Raw genomic sequence first — 17,810 nt, 5'->3', positions numbered from 1 at the left:
GTTCTGCTCCCGGGCGATTAACGGCCACCCATGATGGCGATGTAATCCTGCGTCCAGCGGCTGTAGGGCACAAATTTGCCGCCTTCTGCGATAGGGGTTTTCCAGAACATGATTTTGTCGAACTCGTTATACCCGTTTGTTTCGCAGCCTTTATCCCCCAGCAGCGTGCTGGCCTTACACCCTTCCGGGACGACGGGCAGCGAGCCAAACCATGCGGCCAGATCGCCCTGCACTTTCGGCGTGAGCGACCAGTTCATCCACTTGTAGGCGCACATCGGGTGTTTTGCCTGCGCGTGCAGCATGGTGGTGTCCGCCCAGCCGGTTACCCCCTCTTTCGGGAAGACGGTGGCAACGGGCTGGTTTTCGGCCTTCAGGGCATTCGCCTGATACGGCCAGGCGCTGGAGGCCACGACGCCTTCATTTTTGAAGTCGCTCATCTGAACGGTGGTGTCGTGCCAGTAGCGGTGGATCAGGGCATGCTGATCGCGAAGCACCTTGAGCACGGCAGCATACTGTTCTTCACTGAGCTGGTAAGGGTCTTTGATCCCCAGCTGAGGTTGAGTGGCTTTGACAAACAGCGCCGCATCGGCGATGTAAATCGGGCCGTCATAGGCCTGAACGCGTCCCTGATTGGTTTTACCGTCCGGCAGATCCTGTTTGGTAAAGACCACGCTCCAGCTGTCCGGCGGCGTCGGGAAGGTTTTGGTGTTGTACATCAGCAGGTTTGGCCCCCACTGGTACGGTGTGCCGTAGACTTTACCGCCAACGTTAAACCATTCTCCTTTCACCATCCGTGCATCGAGTGTTTTCCAGTTGGGAATGAGATCGGGGTTAATCGGTTGAACGCGTTTACCCATGATCAGGCGGAGCGACGCATCACCCGACGCGGTGACCAGGTCGTATCCCCCTTTCGCCATCAGGCTGACCATTTCATCCGACGTGGCCGCCGTTTTGACGTTGACCGCGCAGCCGGTCTCTTTTTCGAACTGGGTGACCCAGTCATAGTTTTTATCCGTCTGCCCCCGCTCGATGTATCCCGGCCAGGCAATAATATCCAGCCGTCCTTCCCCGTCGCCAATGACCTTCGGCGGTTCTGCGGCTTGCGCTGTCATGATAGTCATGCCGAGCGCACACAGGCTGCTGCGGGCAAATTTTTTGCTCATAAGAATTACTCCTGTCGCAATGAAATTTAGCGGCAGCCGTGCCGTAAATATATCTCCCTTATTAAACGTAGACCGCGCAAATGCGCCGCACCGTGCGGCTTAAGGAAATTTCATCAAGGTGTGACCGAGGGCGCATTCCCCGTTAACTGGATTATAGACAAGGAGTTAGCCGCGAGAGGCGGTATGCAGATTTCCTATGATACGGCACCGCGAAATATTCGCCGTGCCGTCATCAGGATAAGAAATGATTATTTAATTGCGGGCGAGGAAAATTATTCCAGCATGCTGCTAATTAATTTCCCTAACTGAATGACCGCCTGCTCTTCCCGCTCTCCCCAGGCCCAGGAGGTATTGAATCGAAAGAACGGTGTCCACGCGTCTGAGGTAGAAAACATCTTTCCGGGGGCAATGCTAATGTGGTGCATGAGGGCCTTTTCGCTCAGCAGACCCGCATCCAGCTGCGCCGGAAGTTCCAGCCATAAAAAGTAGCCGCTGTCGTTATGATGAATTTTGACGCCGGCAGGCATATGGCGCAGCAGTGACTGCCAGGCCTGCTGTTTTCGCTCGGCCAGGGTTCGTCGCAGGCGGCGAAGATGGGCGTCGTAGCGCCTGGTCGCCAGGTAATCCACCAGCGCCAGCTGCATGGGAGAGCTGGTTGAGAGCGTGCTCATCAGCTGCAGCTGCTGAATGCGCCGCGCGTGTTTTCCCGCAGCTATCCACCCGATGCGAAAACCGGCCACCAGACATTTTGAAAAGGACGAGCAGTGGAGCGTCATGTCCTGACGATCCCAGGCTTTCGCCGGGAGCGGTTTTTCACGCCCAAAATAGAGCTCGCTGTAGACATCATCTTCAATCAGCGTGACGTTGTGCTGCGTTAACAGCGCGACAAGCTGCGCTTTTTTCTCCGCGCTCAGCGTGAAGCCAAGCGGGTTTTGGCTGTTGGTCATGATCCAGCAGGCTTTCACCGGGTAGTCATTCAGCGCCTGTTCCAGGGCGTTGAGATCGATCCCCTCGCGGACGTCCGTTGCAATCGACAAGGCTTTGAGCTTCAGGCGTTCCAGCGCCTGCAGCGCCCCGTAGAAGCAGGGATTTTCGACAATCACCCAGTCACCGGGCTCGGTTACCGCCTGCAGGCTGAGATTAAGTGCTTCGAGCGCGCCGGCGGTGATCACGATCTCTTCGGGGGAGATATTCATCCCCTGCTGCGCGTAGCGGCGGGCAATGGCGTGGCGGAGATCGACGTTACCCGGCGGCAGGTTTTCAATCACGCTCATCGCCGTCGCGGTTTTGCTGACGTTTGCCAGCGAGCGGTTGAGCTGCTGAAGCGGGAAAAGCCGGGGGTCGGGAAACGCGGAAGCAAAAGGGACAACGGAGGGGTCGCGGCTGGCCTGTAAGACCTCGAAGATGTAGGTGTTGATATCCACCGCTTCGTCACGCATCACCTGAGCGGGTGGCGCAGGCTGGTGTGCGGTCGGGCGCGAGGCAACGTAATAGCCCGACTGCGGTCTGGCGACTATGCGCCCCTGGCTTTCCAGCATCTGATACGCGTGGCCAACGGTCATAAAACTCATGCCGCTGCTCGCCACTTGCTCTCGCAGGGAAGGCAGCTTATCGCCCGGCAGCCATACGCCAAGCTCAATCTGCGAGATAATTTGTTGCGCCAGACGCTGGTATTTTTTCATCAGATTCTCCTTATGACTGACAGTGTATATCAGCAGGAGAAAAAGAGAAGATTTAGCTAACTGTTATAGTTTTGAAAATGAATTACTTACGGTACTCGGTGATGTGGCTTTGCGCCTGACGCGCAGCGGCCAGGTGATCAAGCGTAATCATCGACGATTTGCAAAAGATGCATTTCGCGCCGAGCGGGTTTTTCTCAGACACATCAAAGACTGAGGTACGGTACTGCGAGCCATGACAGCATGGGCAGCGAAAATGGATATAAGAAGTCATAGGATTCTCCTGAAACGTAAAACGTAAATTACTAATGGGCCGATTGGGCAATAATGGTTTTAAACAAAACTAATCGGAATGTAGATAAAGACCCAAGAGAGGCTGCGGAGAGGCACAACGTGATGAGAACTGCTTTATAAAACTACGTCAGATATTTATTTGGACTCAAAACCAGAAGGCCATTAACGCACGGCGCTGACGACAAGGCAAGCAGTTTTATGCGGAAAATTCATAAAAGAAGTGTTTTTATTCCCTATCCGCGACGTATATCAGATGTCTGAAGCATGGTCTTTACACCAACTGTTATGGTTAAAAATCGTTTTTCTGCGTCTGATAGTCTTATTTGCGTCCCTATACCATAACAGCACACCGTTTGACATTGAGGCTGTGCATGTTTGGTTTAGATGCTTTTCACCTTGCACGGATACAGTTTGCGTTTACCGTATCCTTTCACATTATTTTCCCGGCAATCACCATCGGTCTGGCCAGCTATCTTGCCGTGCTCGAAGGCCTGTGGCTGAAAACAAAAAATCCGGTATGGCGCTCGCTGTACCATTTCTGGTCGAAGATTTTTGCCGTCAACTTTGGCATGGGCGTGGTCTCAGGGCTGGTGATGGCCTACCAGTTTGGCACTAACTGGAGTGGTTTTTCGCAGTTTGCGGGCAGCATTACCGGCCCGTTGTTGACCTATGAAGTGCTTACCGCCTTCTTCCTTGAAGCCGGGTTCCTCGGCGTGATGCTGTTCGGCTGGAATAAAGTCGGGCCGGGACTGCACTTCTTTTCCACCTGCATGGTGGCGCTGGGCACCATTATCTCCACCTTCTGGATCCTCTCATCGAACAGCTGGATGCAGACCCCGCAGGGCTATGAGATCGTCAACGGTCAGGTGGTACCGGTGGACTGGTTCGCCGTGGTGTTTAACCCCTCCTTCCCTTACCGCCTGCTGCATATGTCGATAGCCGCCTTCCTGAGCAGCGCCCTGTTTGTTGGCGCATCGGCGGCATGGCATCTGCTGCGCGGCAATAATACCCCCGCCATCCGCGCGATGTTTTCAATGGCGCTGTGGATGACGCTGATCGTCGCGCCCATCCAGGCCATGGTGGGCGATATGCACGGGCTGAACACCTTAAAGCACCAGCCCGCGAAAATTGCCGCCATTGAAGGGCACTGGGAAAATCCGCCGGGCGAGCCTACCCCGCTGCTGCTGTTTGGCTGGCCGGATATGGAACAGGAACGCACCCGCTTTGGGCTGGAGATCCCGGCTCTGGGGAGCCTTATCCTGACCCACAGCCTGGATAAACAGGTTCCGGCACTCAAAGAGTTTCCAAGGGAAGATCGTCCTAACGCCACCATTGTCTTCTGGTCGTTCCGCATTATGGCAGGCCTGGGGATGCTGATGCTGCTGCTTGGCGTGGCGGCACTCTGGCTGCGCTATAAAAAGCGCGTTTATTCCTCCCGTCCTTTCCTGTGGTTTGCGCTACTGATGGGGCCATCAGGGCTGATTGCGATTCTGGCCGGGTGGATCACCACCGAAGTGGGCCGCCAGCCGTGGGTCGTCTACGGACTTCAGCGAACGAAGGATGCGGTTTCTGCCCATGGCGATCTGCATATGAGCGTGAGCCTGCTGGCCTTCTTCGTCGTTTACACCTCGGTATTCGGCGTGGGCTACAGCTATATGGTGCGCCTCATCCGTAAAGGCCCGCAGCCGCATGAATCTTTCGCCACCGAGTCCGACGGACGTCCGGCGCGCCCGCTTTCTGCCGTCACCGCTGAACATAAGGAGCAGCCATAATGGGTATCGATCTTTCCATCATCTGGTTTGTCATTATCGTCTTCGCCACGCTGATGTACATCGTGATGGACGGTTTTGATCTGGGGATAGGGATTCTGTTCCCGGTCACGCAAAACGCCGACGATCGCGACGTAATGGTTAACAGCGTTGCGCCGGTCTGGGACGGAAATGAAACCTGGCTGGTGCTTGGCGGAGCCGCTCTCTTTGGCGCATTCCCGCTGGCCTATGCGGTGATCGTTGACGCCCTGACCATTCCGCTGACGTTAATGCTGATCGGACTTATATTCCGCGGCGTGGCGTTTGAGTTTCGCTTTAAAGCTACGCCGGCGCACCGTACCTTCTGGGATAAGGCGTTTATTGGCGGTTCCATTCTGGCGACGTTTACCCAGGGCGTGACGGTGGGTGCCGTCATTAACGGCTTTACCGTTACCGGCCGGGCCTATACCGGGGGGCCCTTTGACTGGTTTACCGCGTTTAACCTGTTTTGCGGCGCGGGCCTGGTGGTGGCCTATGCGCTGTTAGGCTCTACGTGGCTGGTGATGAAAAGCGAAAACGCGCTGCAGCAGCGGATGCGCGAGGTCTCGAAAACGCTGTTACTCGTGCTGCTGGCGTTTATTGCGGCGATCAGCCTCTGGACGCCGCTTGCACATCCGGCCATCGCTGCGCGCTGGTTTACGCTGCCGAACCTGTTTTATCTGCTGCCGGTCCCGGCCCTGGTGGTGATGTTTAGCCTCTATCAGTGGCGCTGCCTGAACAATCCCGACAGCCATAGCCGACCGTTTATCCTGACGCTGGGGCTGATATTCCTCGGCTTTAGCGGGCTTGGGATCAGCATCTGGCCGCACATCATTCCGCCGTCGATCACCCTATGGCAGGCCGCCGCGCCGACGCAAAGCCAGGGCTTTATGCTGGTGGGCGCGCTGTTGATCATTCCCGTTATTCTGGTCTACACCTTCTGGAGCTACTACGTATTTCGCGGCAAAGTTCAGCATGGGGAGGGATATCACTGATGCAACAACCGGTCTGGAAAAGATTACTCTGGCTGGCCATTATCTGGGGCGGCAGCGTACTGGCGCTGGCGGCTGTCAGCATGCTCTTCCGCATGCTGATGACGGCGGCAGGGTTTAAATCTCATTAACGTCACCCGGGCATCCGCTGCGTTGCCCGGCACCTTCCCCCGCACTTTCAGATAAACCCCATTAACGCACCGCGGAGTATCGTTACACTGGAAAAAGATTCACAGTATTTATAGTTTGAGAAGAAAAATGAAAAAGCTCATTGCGATAAGCGTTATTAGTCTTGTCCTTACCGGCTGCGTTAATCCCGGCAAAGCCTCCGTACAGCCGGAGCAACTGAAAAACCACCGCTTTGTGCTGGAAAACGTGAACGGTAAGGCCGTGAAGACCGCGACAGCGCAACCTGAGATCGGTTTTAGCGCGCTGCCAGATATCAGCCTGGTTAATAACATCAGCGTCTCTGGCGTGATGTGTAACCGCTTCAACGGACAGGGGAAATTGTCCGAAGGCGAGCTAAAGGTGAAAACGCTGGCCATGACGCGCAAACTCTGTACTGAACCGCAGCTGAATGAGCTGGATCAGGCCATCGGCGACATGCTGCGCAACGGGGCGCAGGTCGACCTGACAGAAGACCAGTTAACGCTGGCGACGGCCGATAAGACGCTGATGTTTAAGCGTGCAGACTAATCAGTAGTTACCGCAGCTTCCAACGGCAAGCGACTGTTCACTGCAGCGTTTGCCGTTTGGCAAGGCGCACATCCCGATAGCAGAACCATCAAGCTGGCGGGCCACCGACAGCGAACCGCCGATCATCGCGCAGTTAGCCTGACCGGAACTGGACATCGCCGCCTTCATTCCCGGCGCCACGTGGGCTGCCGTTGCCTGCTGGACAGGTTCATTGCTACATGCCGACAACAATAATGCGGCACACCCTACCAAAAATGCTGAGCGCATGCTCTCTCCCCCATGAATAATGCGAAACCTATGCATAATAGGCATCACATCCCGCGTCGTCGAGAGCGGAAGTGCGTATTTATGCGCTCCTGAAACACTTTCTCGCAATTTTTTCGCCAAAAGTTTGATCTACACATTGATGGCGAGAATACCGAGGACACAAAAGCGAAAATCGAAAAATCACCCGTTTGCTAGAATACACAGATAATATTCAGGGTTTGTTGCCGTAATACAGACCCCTATTTTTTGCGCAATGTAAGGGTGTTGTCCTATGCAAACTATTGACGGTAATGGTGCGGTTGCCTCAGTCGCGTTTCGCACCAGTGAAGTTATCGCCATCTATCCGATTACGCCGAGCTCCACCATGGCTGAGCAGGCGGACGCCTGGGCGGGTAACGGGTTAAAAAACGTCTGGGGCGATGTCCCGAGAGTGGTTGAAATGCAATCCGAGGCCGGAGCGATTGCTACGGTACACGGTGCGCTTCAGACAGGCGCGCTGTCCACGTCGTTTACCTCCTCTCAGGGATTGTTGTTAATGATCCCTACGCTGTACAAGCTCGCCGGCCAGCTCACCCCCTTCGTTCTGCACGTCGCCGCGCGTACCGTTGCCACCCACGCGCTCTCGATTTTTGGCGATCACTCTGACGTGATGGCCGTGCGCCAGACCGGCTGCGCGATGCTGTGCGCCAGCAGCGTTCAGGAAGCCCAGGACTTTGCCTTAATTTCGCATATCGCCACGCTCAAAAGCCGGGTTCCGTTTATTCACTTCTTTGATGGTTTCCGCACCTCTCACGAAATCAATAAAATCGTCCCGCTGGCTGACGATACTATCCTGAACCTGCTGCCGCAGGCGGAGATCGACGCCCATCGCGCCCGGGCCCTTAACCCGGAACATCCGGTCATTCGCGGAACGTCGGCAAACCCGGACACCTATTTCCAGTCCCGCGAGGCCACGAACCCCTGGTACAACGCGGTTTACGACCATGTTGAACAGGCGATGAACGACTTTGCCGCCGCGACCGGCCGGGAATATAAGCCGTTTGAATACTACGGCCATCCGCAGGCAGAACGGGTGATTGTGCTGATGGGTTCAGCCATTGGCACCTGTGAAGAGGTGGTTGACGAGTTGCTGACGCGCGGAGAAAAGGTCGGCGTGCTTAAAGTGCGTCTCTATCGTCCGTTCTCGGCCAAACATCTGCTTTCCGCTTTACCTGAAAGCGCGCGCGCGGTGGCGGTGCTCGACCGTACGAAAGAGCCGGGCGCGCAGGCGGAACCGCTGTATCTGGATGTGATGACCGCCCTGGCAGAAGCCTTTAATAACGGTGAACGTGAGACGCTGCCGCGCACCATTGGGGGGCGCTACGGTTTGTCCTCCAAGGAGTTTGGCCCGGACTGCGTGCTGGCGGTATTTAACGAGCTAAGCGAGGCGAAACCCAGGCCGCGCTTTACCGTCGGCATTTATGATGATGTGACCAACCTCTCCCTGGCCTTGCCGGAGAACACCCTGCCGTCGACCGCTAAACTTGAGGCGCTGTTCTATGGTCTGGGCAGCGACGGTAGCGTCTCCGCGACCAAAAACAACATCAAAATTATCGGCAACTCAACGCCGTGGTACGCCCAGGGTTACTTCGTTTACGACTCCAAAAAAGCAGGCGGCCTGACCGTTTCTCACCTGCGCGTCAGCGAACAGCCAATCCGCTCTGCCTATCTTATATCTCAGGCTGATTTTGTTGGCTGCCACCAGCTGCAGTTTATCGATAAATACCAGATGGCTGAGCGCCTGAAACCCGGCGGTATTTTCCTCCTCAATACCCCATACAGCGCGGATGAGGTCTGGGCGCGCCTGCCGCAGGAAGTTCAGGCGGTGCTGAACCAGAAAAAGGCCCGTTTCTATGTGGTTAACGCCGCGAAAATAGCCCGCGAGTGCGGCCTGGCCGCGCGTATCAATACCGTTATGCAAATGGCCTTCTTCCACCTGACCAACATCCTGCCGGGCGACAGCGCGCTGATGGAGCTGCAGGGCGCGATTGCCAAAAGCTACAGCAGCAAGGGGCAGGAGCTGGTCGAACGTAACTGGCAGGCGCTGGCGCTGGCGCGCGAGTCGCTGTTCGAGGTGCCTCTGCAGCCGGTCAATAGCACAAGCCCGAATCGTCCTCCGGTGGTCTCCGACGAGGCGCCTGATTTCGTGAAGACCGTGACGGCGGCGATGCTGGCCGGTCTGGGTGACGCCCTGCCCGTCTCTGCGCTACCGCCGGATGGGACATGGCCGATGGGCACCACCCGCTGGGAAAAACGCAACATCGCAGAAGCGATCCCCATCTGGAAAGAAGAGCTGTGTACCCAGTGCAACCACTGCGTGGCGGCCTGCCCGCACTCAGCCATTCGCGCCAAAGTGGTTTCACCGGAAGAGATGGAAGCCGCGCCGGCTAGCCTGCATTCGCTGGATGTGAAATCCCGCGATATGCGCGGACAGAAATACGTTCTGCAGGTCGCACCTGAGGACTGCACCGGCTGTAACCTGTGCGTCGAAGTCTGTCCGGCGAAAGATCGGCAGAATCCGGAGATCAAGGCCATCAATATGATGTCGCGTCTGGAGCACGTTGAAGAGGAGAAGGTCAACTATGACTTCTTCCTGAATCTGCCGGAAATCGATCGCAGCAAACTGGAGCGTATTGATATTCGTACGTCACAGCTGATCACGCCGCTGTTTGAGTACTCCGGTGCCTGCTCCGGGTGTGGTGAAACGCCGTATATCAAGCTGCTTACCCAGCTGTACGGTGACCGGATGTTGATTGCCAACGCAACCGGCTGCTCCTCGATTTATGGCGGCAATCTGCCTTCTACCCCCTACACCACCGATGCCAACGGTCGCGGTCCGGCGTGGGCAAACTCGCTGTTCGAGGATAACGCCGAATTTGGTCTCGGCTTCCGCCTGACCGTCGACCAGCACCGGACGCGCGTGATGCGCCTGCTGGAACAGTTTGCCGGGCTGATCCCAGCAGAGCTCAATGACGCCCTTCACGCGGACGCGACGCCAGAGCTACGACGTGAACAGGTTGCTCAGCTGCGACAGGCGCTTCAGGGCGTGGCGGGTGCTGAACAGCTTCTGACCGACGCGGACGCCCTGGTCGAAAAATCGATCTGGCTGATTGGCGGCGACGGCTGGGCCTACGACATTGGCTTCGGCGGGCTGGATCACGTGTTGAGCCTCACCGAAAACGTCAACATCCTGGTTCTGGATACGCAGTGTTACTCCAATACCGGCGGTCAGGCGTCGAAAGCCACGCCGTTAGGCGCAGTGACCAAATTTGGTGAGCACGGTAAACGCAAGGCGCGCAAGGATCTTGGCGTGAGCATGATGATGTACGGTCACATCTATGTCGCGCAAATCTCGCTGGGGGCACAGCTTAACCAGACGGTGAAAGCGATTCAGGAAGCGGAAGCCTATCCTGGCCCGTCGCTGATCATTGCCTACAGCCCTTGCGAAGAGCATGGCTACGACCTGGCGCTGAGCCACGATCAGATGCGTCAGCTGACGGCAACCGGCTTCTGGCCGCTGTACCGGTTCGATCCGCGCCGTGCGGATGAGGGTAAATTACCGCTGGCGCTGGATTCGCGTCCGCCGTCTGATGCCCTGGCCGAGACGTTAATGCAGGAACAGCGCTTCCGTCGCCTTAACGCGCAGCAGCCGGAAGTGGCAGAACAGCTGTGGAAAGACGCGGCGGCCGATCTGCAAAAACGCTATGATTTCCTGGCGCAGATGGCGGGTAAAGCCGAAAAATCGACCAGCGACTAACTTCCCTGCCCGGCTTGTCCGGGCATTTTTTTGCCATAAAAAAAGCCCGGTGTTTTCACACCGGGCTAATCCAGATAATCAATGAATATCTCTTTAGTTTCCCAAATCACATTCATACGGATTATGGACAAATAATCTTAAAGGCATATAACGCCGTTGAGATTAACGTAATTAACCTCTGATTAATAATTTTAATTTAATATACTTAACTTTAAATCATCCATCAAACTAATGACCATTTCTACTGATTTATTCAGTTTAGATTTTACTTAGTTCGTAACAATTATACTTTATTACTCTTACACAGGAGTGAATTAGCATGAGACAACTTTCTCATTCAGGAAGTTCAACAGGTAATTAAATAAAAACAACTGCAAAGGAATATCATAATGCAAAGAAAAGTACTGGCTCTGATGATTCCGGCTCTGTTAATGGCTGGTGCTGCGCATGCGGCAGAAATTTATAATAAAGACGGTAACAAATTAGATCTGTACGGAAAAGTAGATGGCCTGCACTACTTCTCCGATGATAAAGGTGCTGACGGCGATCAAACCTATATGCGTCTGGGTTTCAAAGGTGAAACGCAGATCAACAACACGATGACCGGCTATGCGCAGTGGGAATACAACATTCAGGCTAATAACACCGAAGGGTCTGACAATCAGTCCTGGACGCGTCTGGCCTTCGCTGGCGTAAAAGTGGGTGACTACGGCTCCTTCGATTACGGTCGTAACTACGGTGTCCTGTACGACGTGGAAGGCTGGACCGATATGCTGCCTGAGTTCGGTGGCGACTCCTACACCAAAGCCGACAACTTCATGACCGGCCGCGCCAACGGCGTAGCCACTTACCGTAACACAGATTTCTATGGCCTGGTTCAGGGCCTGAACTTTGCGCTGCAGTATCAGGGCAAAAATGAAGACGCCAGCAACAACCAGGAAGGCACCAACAACGGTCGCGACACGCGCCACGAGAACGGTGACGGCTTCGGTATTTCTACCACCTATGATTTTGGTATGGGGATTACTGCGGGTGCCGCGTACACCTCTTCTGACCGCACCAACGAGCAGGTGATGAATACCACTGCGGGTGGTGACAAAGCGGATGCATGGACCGCGGGCCTGAAATATGACGCCAATAACATCTATCTGGCGGCAATGTATTCTGAAACCCGCAATATGACGCCGTATGGCGATAACACCGACGCCGTAGCGAACAAAACCCAGAACTTCGAAGTGACCGCACAGTACCAGTTCGACTTTGGCCTGCGTCCGTCCCTTTCCTACCTGCAGTCGAAAGGTAAGGACCTCGGCAACGGCCAGGGCGATCAGGATCTGGTTAAATACGCTGACGTAGGCGTCACCTACTACTTCAACAAAAACATGTCCACCTACGTTGATTATAAAATCAACCTGCTGGATGAAGATGACAACTTCTACAAAGACAACGGTATCAGCACAGATGATGTCGTAGCGTTAGGTCTGGTTTACCAGTTCTGATGGTCAGAGCCCGCATCATGATGCGGGCTCACTCACTTTTTGAAGCTTGTCACAAAAAAGAGGTACCGGAGTCGTGTGGTTGAGGGGCAGTTGAGAAAAAGCTGTTTAAACTGCGGTGATAGCCTTTTCATCACTAAGGATAACAGCGTTGTTTAGTCGTGTATCCGTTGCCGTACTTACTCTTTTAGCGCTAATCTGGATGGCGTTAATTTTTGATTTTGCTGATATTGTCGGGCATCTCGGTGCTCTGTTAAACCATCTGGATGGCAGTTAACCTTGTTCCTGTGAAATAAAAAGCCACCAGCAGTGCCGGTGGCGGTTAAACGTATGCGTAACGTTATTTTTTCACGGGTTGAGGCTTCTTGTCCCCTGATTCAGGTGCCTCACGCGGATCGTCTTTTTCAACACAGAGCATAATTTCTCCTGTTTCAGTTAACCACTCTCCACTATAGCCAGGCTGTTTGAAGAGTGGCCAGGCGGCAATCAGGCTTAACTCACCCCTTTTTCACGAAAAGAGAGATAGCCAAACACCCCACTCCTCCCATCAGCTGGATGGTTAACGCCGTCCATTACCGTTACCTCAGGGAAATCAAAAGGTGATACGTTTTCAAAACAGGCGACATTCACACCGTATTCATTCGGATTAGAACGCCGCTGGTGGAACGTATAAATCCCGCACACCGAGCAGAAAAAGTGTCGAGCGGTTACCGTGTTAAAACGGTACTCCGTGAGCTTATCCTCACCTTTGGTCACCGTAATACCTGACAGCGGCGCAGAGACGACAACCGCACCCCGCATTCGGCAAAAGGAACAGCTGCAGCGCCGAGCGGTGTTCATGCCATCCGTGAGCTCAACGGTGAACGCCACCGCGCCACAATGGCACTTCGCATTTCGTCTTTCGGCCATTAGCTATACTCCTTTTCTTACCAGCTCAGCGGCTTTAAGGAAAACCTCATCTTCTACACCATCGCCTTTTTGCCTACCGAGCCTGACCAGTTCATCGACAATACTGTTGCGATGGATCGGTTTCTGCGCTGAAACCAGCCCAATAACCGCCGCCCCAATCGCCAGCCCCACTAATCCTGTTTGTTCGTCTTTGTTTTTCATATTCATGCTCCTGGTACAACAAACAAGCGTAGCAGGAATACGCTAAAACGAAATGACGGACACGTTTAGACAGGTACGACCTCTAAAATCGACAGATACGAACGGGTGTCTATTATTTTGTTTAGCTTAAGATTGGTCTGTTCAAACAAGATCTGATACTCAAGCTCTGTTCTAGCCCGCCCGCCATCAAAGCTTGTTAACAGAAGAAGATCAATTTCAAATCTTCCCTGCTCATTATTGTCTTTCTTGATAAGCGGTTCAAAAATTAATAAACGGGCGTTTTCTTTCATTGCATTTCTGCAGCATTGAAGTATCTGAATTGCTTTCTCATCAGGCCAGTCCATCAAAATATATTTAAGTAGATAAATGTCCGCTGCGGGACAAGATTCAAAAAAGCTGCCCTCTACAGTCTTCCATCGACGGTTATCATTCAAAAGGTACAGTCGATTCCGCGCCAGTACGTCTTTTTGATCAAACAGGATGCCTGTTATGGTCGGGTTTCGACGTAAAACTGCCAGCAATAAATTACCCAGCCCACCAGCGATATCGGCAACGACAGCGTTTTGAGGGAACGAATAAGTTTCTGCAATGACTTCATTCTCCACGGATGACATAGAGGCCATACCGGCATGAAAAATGTTGCTATCAGCTACACTCTCGTCATGCTGCCAGTAGTTGTAAAAAGGCTTGCCGAACAACTCATTAAAAACAGGTTTGCCCTGCAATAACTCATCCAATTTAGCCGCTGGCTGCCAGAACGTTTGGTCTGTCAGCATGATCACCGCCGCACGTAAGGAAAATTCATGATCGGAACGCAGGAATTGCGCTGAGTGGCTAAGACCGTATTCCGTTTCGGATAATTCGTTGAACACACCACGAGAAGATAATAAGCGCATGATTCGATGAAGATAGTCGCTATCGACATTGAGCTCCTTCGCCAACTGCTTAACGGATTTTTTTCCTTCTACCAGAAGATCTGCAACGCCTATTACCGCGACCGCCCGAAGTGCTGCCTGCCAGACAAACCCCATGCTTTGCTCTAGCAAACACATTCCTTCTTTACGGCTTAGTAAATCAAGGCTATTACGTTGTGACATTTTCTGCTCCTTACCAATAAAGTTGTGCTGAACAACGAAAAGTCGCTAGCAAGCGTAAGTCTGGTAGTGAGCTTTATCCATAATTACAGACAGGTTTACTTAGGCTGTATTGTACCGTTTAGCATACAGTTTATTTAAATACGTAAAAAAACGAGGCCACTTACTCCTCAAATTGATTAGTCATGCTCTGAAACTATTAATTTCAACATGATTGCTACGCCATTTAAATTCTTGTCAAAATAAACATTCCACATTTAGAATCGCGGCGTCACTCCATATTTTGGCGTTTTAATATTGGCGGCCCAAATCTTGATATCGTTTTGCAGAAGAAGAGTAAAATCTGATTTCAAATGCGTCACCATGTCATTCACGCTGTCCGCATCAACTACCGAAAAATGTTCAATTCTGTTCTGCCCCACCTGCACACAGTGATATTTGGCAGGCAGCACTTTACCGTTCACATTAAGCGGCAGGTAATTCTCACCACAACGGCCTTCCGTAATATATGACACCAGCAAATTAGCGGATTTTTTTCCTGGCTGAGAGACGCTTACCATGACAGGAAACCCTTCCGAGGTCTGCGTCATATCATAAAGAACAGCATTCTTTATATACCAGGTATTATATTCCCGCTCCTGAAAGGCGGACCAGGAAGGCGCAGAAAAGATCGTCAGCACTGCCAGCGTAATAGATTCTATTTTCATGGGATGTTGTCGTCCGTGTTGTTGCACGTATTATTCAGATTGTGCAAAAAACAGCAACCTCTTAAGAATAGTCCTACTACTATTGGCAGTGATGGAGGGAAGGCATATCGACGTACGATACTTTCTACTTGTGAGCTCCGGCCATTAGCCCGCTCTATTTATCCCTATACGCCGTTCGAATCGCCTCCAGGCCGACGCGCTGTCCGAATGACAGTTCTAATGTATTTCCATCAGGATCGGCAAAAAAAGCATAATAGCCGACGGGATCGCCCAGATTCTCGGGCGCTTTCCTTAATACCCCTTCTGCGGTGGCCATCTCCGTTTTTCTGTCAATTTCTTCACGGGTGGCACAGGCAATACCAAGGTGGCCAAAGTTGCCAAGCGGTGTATCGGTCACCGTGTCTGCCTGCACCAGAACCAGTGCAAAAGGACGGGTATGGTCGCTAAGCCATGCAACTTTCCTTGCATCAGGCAGATCGGGTTCGCGGGAATGAATCACCTCCATGCCGGCATAGCGACGGTAAAAGGCAATACTTTTTTCCAGCTCCCGGACCATAAACGCCACATGCGTGAAACCTACATCAATGTCTTTCATTTTAAGATGTTACTCCTTTCAAAGTGATACACACATCTTAAAAGCTCAAGTTAACTTGATGTCAACACGCTCATGCAGAAGAAAACGAAGTGAAATGATAAAGCGCCGCCGTCGCGGCGATGCTGACGACAACGCTGATGAAAAAGTAGGTTTTGAAGGGCTGCTTTTGGGTTTTATGGCGAAAGAGTTGCTGGCCCACTATGGCGCCTGGCCAGCCGCCCGTCACGCCGAAGACCAGTAGCGTGGCTTCCGGGACCCTGCGCAGGCCTTTGCGCGCCGCCATTTTATCGGCGCCATACATGCCTGTCGTGAGGGCATTAATCAGCAGAAACCAGATAAGTACCGGATGAGAGGTAAGAAGGCTAGCTATCGCAGCGAAAATCAGGAGTAAATAACAAAAGCGATTGAGGGTCATAGCACTGAACACTGGGTTGTGAAGCGGTTTGCGAAGACGCATTATACGCTATCTGACGCAGAGATCGGGCCGAAACGCTGTAATATAAATAAACGTTATTCCACCCTCACTGTAATCTTAGGCTTCGACAAGAGAACTTTAACCAGATCCTTAAAAGGAACAGGCTTGTAGAAGAAGAACCCCTGTAAAAATTTGATATTATTGTGGATGAGGTAATCAAGTTGCTGTTGTGTTTCAACCCCTTCCGCCACAATGCTGATTGACAATTTTTTTGCCAGTTCCAGTACCGAATCAAGTATAACGGTTGAGTCCTCATTAGCATTAACCCTGGCAACAAAGCTTTGGTCGATTTTGATGTAATCAATGTGCAAATCCTGCAGGTAGGACAGACCAGAATATCCCGTTCCAAAATCATCCAGAGCAATAGCGAAACCAATCTCATGTAGCTCATTCAGCGTCTTAACGAGATGTTCATCGATATGGAGGGGTTCGCGCTCGGTCACCTCAATGACAAGGTTAAGATCCTGTCGAATAAAACTGCGCTTGTAGTTGAGACTCTCCTCAACAAAGGTGGAGGCAATGATATGGGACGCACTGAAGTTAATACCAACATGGAATCCTTCTGGCAGCAACGTAGAGATGGAATTCATATGCGCTGCAACCTGACGCATTAAGCTCTGGGTTAATGGAATGATTAAACCGGATTTCTCGGCGAGAGGAATGAACGACGCGGGAGAGATAAACCCTGAATGTGGATGCTTCCATCTTGCCAGCACTTCAACCCCGCGCAAGGATCCCTCTTTACCGCTCACTACGGGTTGGTAGTAAGGAATAATTTCATTTCTGTAAATGGCCGTGCGCAGCGACTCTTCGGGCGAAATATCCCTGGAAAGATATCTCTGCAGAATATACGCAGCAAGCAAAGAAATGATAAGCAGGAATAACAACACGCCCCCGGCTCGATTGAATAATCTCGTCAGGCTAAAAAGGGGTGGAGAGCTAAATTGAATCGAGAAAGGATAATCAGAGGCTTTAACCGTTAATACCTCTTTGCTCGAATCGACTCTCGTTACCACATCGCCTGACAGGCCTAAAACACGATCACCTACTCTGAGTGAATACTTAACGCCATTTAATGGTACGTCCAGAGCATCCCGAATATGGCTATCGCTAATACTCACTATGATTCGGCTTCCGGCATAATTTGTCTGGTATAAGAGAACCGGCAGCCCGTTTACCGTACTTCCCGAAGGGACGAGCAACAATGATGATTCTGGTAGCGCTGAGCTGTTGACTAACAATACGCGGTTTCCCGGCAGCGAAGAGCACCAGACCGCATCTTTTTTGAGAATAACGATCGTTCTCAGGTGCGGCTGTAATGCCGCTTCGGTACCCAGCCGATATTGTCCTTCAGTATCACACTCATTATCAGCAAGCTGCATGGCTAACTGTGTAGCATGACGCGCTTCTTTAAGCATGGTATTCAGGTCTCTGACGACATAGCGTGCCTCTGCAAGGCTGTCAGCACGTGCAGAATACCAAACCTGTAAATTGATGATAAAAACGCCCAGCATAAAAATTGACGTGGCTGCAGCTAAGGGGATAGATGCGTGGCGCATTGATGGCTCTCGATTAGAGTGAAGTTGCCGCTTCAATAATGCTGAAGTGATTGAATTGTCATCGTCTTAAGCATGGTTGATAAAGCAATAAATACCACGT

At 52.4% G+C, this 17,810-nt stretch carries 18 protein-coding genes; 6 read left to right on the top strand and 12 right to left on the bottom strand.

The genetic code is table 11. From position 1 onward, the window contains the following. Positions 1 to 17 precede the first annotated feature (17 nt). The 3 genes from ydcS to M2433_RS01730 form a co-directional block, all read right to left on the bottom strand. The gene (gene ydcS, locus M2433_RS01740; RefSeq protein ID WP_429052426.1) at positions 18 to 1,163 is read right to left on the bottom strand and encodes a putative ABC transporter substrate-binding protein YdcS; all 1,146 of its coding nucleotides are present in this window, start codon (positions 1,161 to 1,163) and stop codon (positions 18 to 20) included. 272 nt (positions 1,164 to 1,435) lie between these two features. Beyond that, positions 1,436 to 2,845 (bottom strand): PLP-dependent aminotransferase family protein, encoded by a 1,410-nt coding sequence (locus M2433_RS01735; protein ID WP_429052424.1) that lies wholly within the window; start codon positions 2,843 to 2,845, stop codon positions 1,436 to 1,438. 82 nt (positions 2,846 to 2,927) lie between these two features. Further along, positions 2,928 to 3,116: a hypothetical protein gene (locus M2433_RS01730; RefSeq protein ID WP_047348336.1), complete on the bottom strand. Its 189-nt coding sequence runs from the start codon at positions 3,114 to 3,116 to the stop codon at positions 2,928 to 2,930. Between the two features lie 391 nt (positions 3,117 to 3,507). Between M2433_RS01730 and M2433_RS01725 the strand changes: the two genes are divergently transcribed. From M2433_RS01725 to hslJ, 4 genes are all read left to right on the top strand, one after another. Next, complete coding sequence (locus tag M2433_RS01725; RefSeq protein ID WP_429052422.1) at positions 3,508 to 4,908, top strand: cytochrome ubiquinol oxidase subunit I; 1,401 nt, start codon at positions 3,508 to 3,510, stop codon at positions 4,906 to 4,908. Further along, positions 4,908 to 5,918, top strand: a complete 1,011-nt coding sequence (gene cydB, locus M2433_RS01720; RefSeq protein WP_429052421.1) for a cytochrome d ubiquinol oxidase subunit II — start codon at positions 4,908 to 4,910, stop codon at positions 5,916 to 5,918. Before M2433_RS01725 ends, cydB begins: the two co-directional genes overlap by 1 nt. Next, positions 5,918 to 6,046 carry a DUF2474 domain-containing protein gene (locus M2433_RS01715; RefSeq protein ID WP_008501283.1) on the top strand — a complete coding sequence of 43 codons (129 nt, stop codon included), beginning with the start codon at positions 5,918 to 5,920 and terminating at the stop codon, positions 6,044 to 6,046. Before cydB ends, M2433_RS01715 begins: the two co-directional genes overlap by 1 nt. Before the next feature lie 127 nt (positions 6,047 to 6,173). Then, positions 6,174 to 6,611, top strand: a complete 438-nt coding sequence (gene hslJ, locus M2433_RS01710; protein WP_429052419.1) for a heat shock protein HslJ — start codon at positions 6,174 to 6,176, stop codon at positions 6,609 to 6,611. On the opposite strand, the gene M2433_RS01705 is transcribed toward hslJ, so the two are convergent. Beyond that, positions 6,612 to 6,878 carry a putative hemolysin gene (locus M2433_RS01705; protein ID WP_047349054.1) on the bottom strand — a complete coding sequence of 89 codons (267 nt, stop codon included), beginning with the start codon at positions 6,876 to 6,878 and terminating at the stop codon, positions 6,612 to 6,614. Between the two features lie 271 nt (positions 6,879 to 7,149). Here M2433_RS01705 and nifJ point away from each other — a divergent pair, with 271 nt between their 5' ends. Next, a complete protein-coding gene (nifJ, locus tag M2433_RS01700; protein WP_429052417.1) occupies positions 7,150 to 10,674 on the top strand; it encodes a pyruvate:ferredoxin (flavodoxin) oxidoreductase in 3,525 nt (1,174 codons plus the stop codon). 389 nt (positions 10,675 to 11,063) lie between these two features. After that, positions 11,064 to 12,173: a porin OmpC gene (gene ompC, locus M2433_RS01695; protein ID WP_047348331.1), complete on the top strand. Its 1,110-nt coding sequence runs from the start codon at positions 11,064 to 11,066 to the stop codon at positions 12,171 to 12,173. Positions 12,174 to 12,510: 337 nt separating this feature from the next. Here the strand turns inward: ompC and M2433_RS01690 are convergent, their stop codons facing one another. The 8 genes from M2433_RS01690 to M2433_RS01655 form a co-directional block, all read right to left on the bottom strand. Next, positions 12,511 to 12,588: a hypothetical protein gene (locus M2433_RS01690; protein ID WP_223239581.1), complete on the bottom strand. Its 78-nt coding sequence runs from the start codon at positions 12,586 to 12,588 to the stop codon at positions 12,511 to 12,513. A gap of 74 nt (positions 12,589 to 12,662) precedes the next feature. Then, positions 12,663 to 13,079: a GFA family protein gene (locus M2433_RS01685; RefSeq protein ID WP_429052415.1), complete on the bottom strand. Its 417-nt coding sequence runs from the start codon at positions 13,077 to 13,079 to the stop codon at positions 12,663 to 12,665. Positions 13,080 to 13,082: 3 nt separating this feature from the next. Continuing rightward, the gene (locus tag M2433_RS01680; RefSeq protein ID WP_429052413.1) at positions 13,083 to 13,280 is read right to left on the bottom strand and encodes a hypothetical protein; all 198 of its coding nucleotides are present in this window, start codon (positions 13,278 to 13,280) and stop codon (positions 13,083 to 13,085) included. Between the two features lie 65 nt (positions 13,281 to 13,345). Further along, positions 13,346 to 14,377: a methyltransferase gene (locus M2433_RS01675; protein WP_429052411.1), complete on the bottom strand. Its 1,032-nt coding sequence runs from the start codon at positions 14,375 to 14,377 to the stop codon at positions 13,346 to 13,348. 254 nt (positions 14,378 to 14,631) lie between these two features. After that, entirely contained in the window at positions 14,632 to 15,081 is a 450-nt protein-coding gene (locus M2433_RS01670; RefSeq protein ID WP_429052408.1) for a hypothetical protein, read from the bottom strand. 154 nt (positions 15,082 to 15,235) lie between these two features. Continuing rightward, positions 15,236 to 15,676: a VOC family protein gene (locus tag M2433_RS01665; protein WP_429052406.1), complete on the bottom strand. Its 441-nt coding sequence runs from the start codon at positions 15,674 to 15,676 to the stop codon at positions 15,236 to 15,238. A gap of 70 nt (positions 15,677 to 15,746) precedes the next feature. Next, positions 15,747 to 16,091 (bottom strand): DUF1294 domain-containing protein, encoded by a 345-nt coding sequence (locus M2433_RS01660; protein WP_429053097.1) that lies wholly within the window; start codon positions 16,089 to 16,091, stop codon positions 15,747 to 15,749. Between the two features lie 95 nt (positions 16,092 to 16,186). Continuing rightward, positions 16,187 to 17,710, bottom strand: coding sequence for an EAL domain-containing protein (locus M2433_RS01655; protein WP_429052405.1), 1,524 nt, complete (start codon positions 17,708 to 17,710; stop codon positions 16,187 to 16,189). Positions 17,711 to 17,810 lie beyond the last annotated feature (100 nt).

Source organism: Enterobacter sp. AC1 (assembly GCF_050434705.1).
Classification (GTDB): Bacteria; Pseudomonadota; Gammaproteobacteria; order Enterobacterales; family Enterobacteriaceae; genus Enterobacter; species Enterobacter cloacae_L.
The sequence above is the reverse complement of the archived record's forward strand: the minus strand, read 5'-3'. Positions and strand labels throughout refer to the sequence as shown.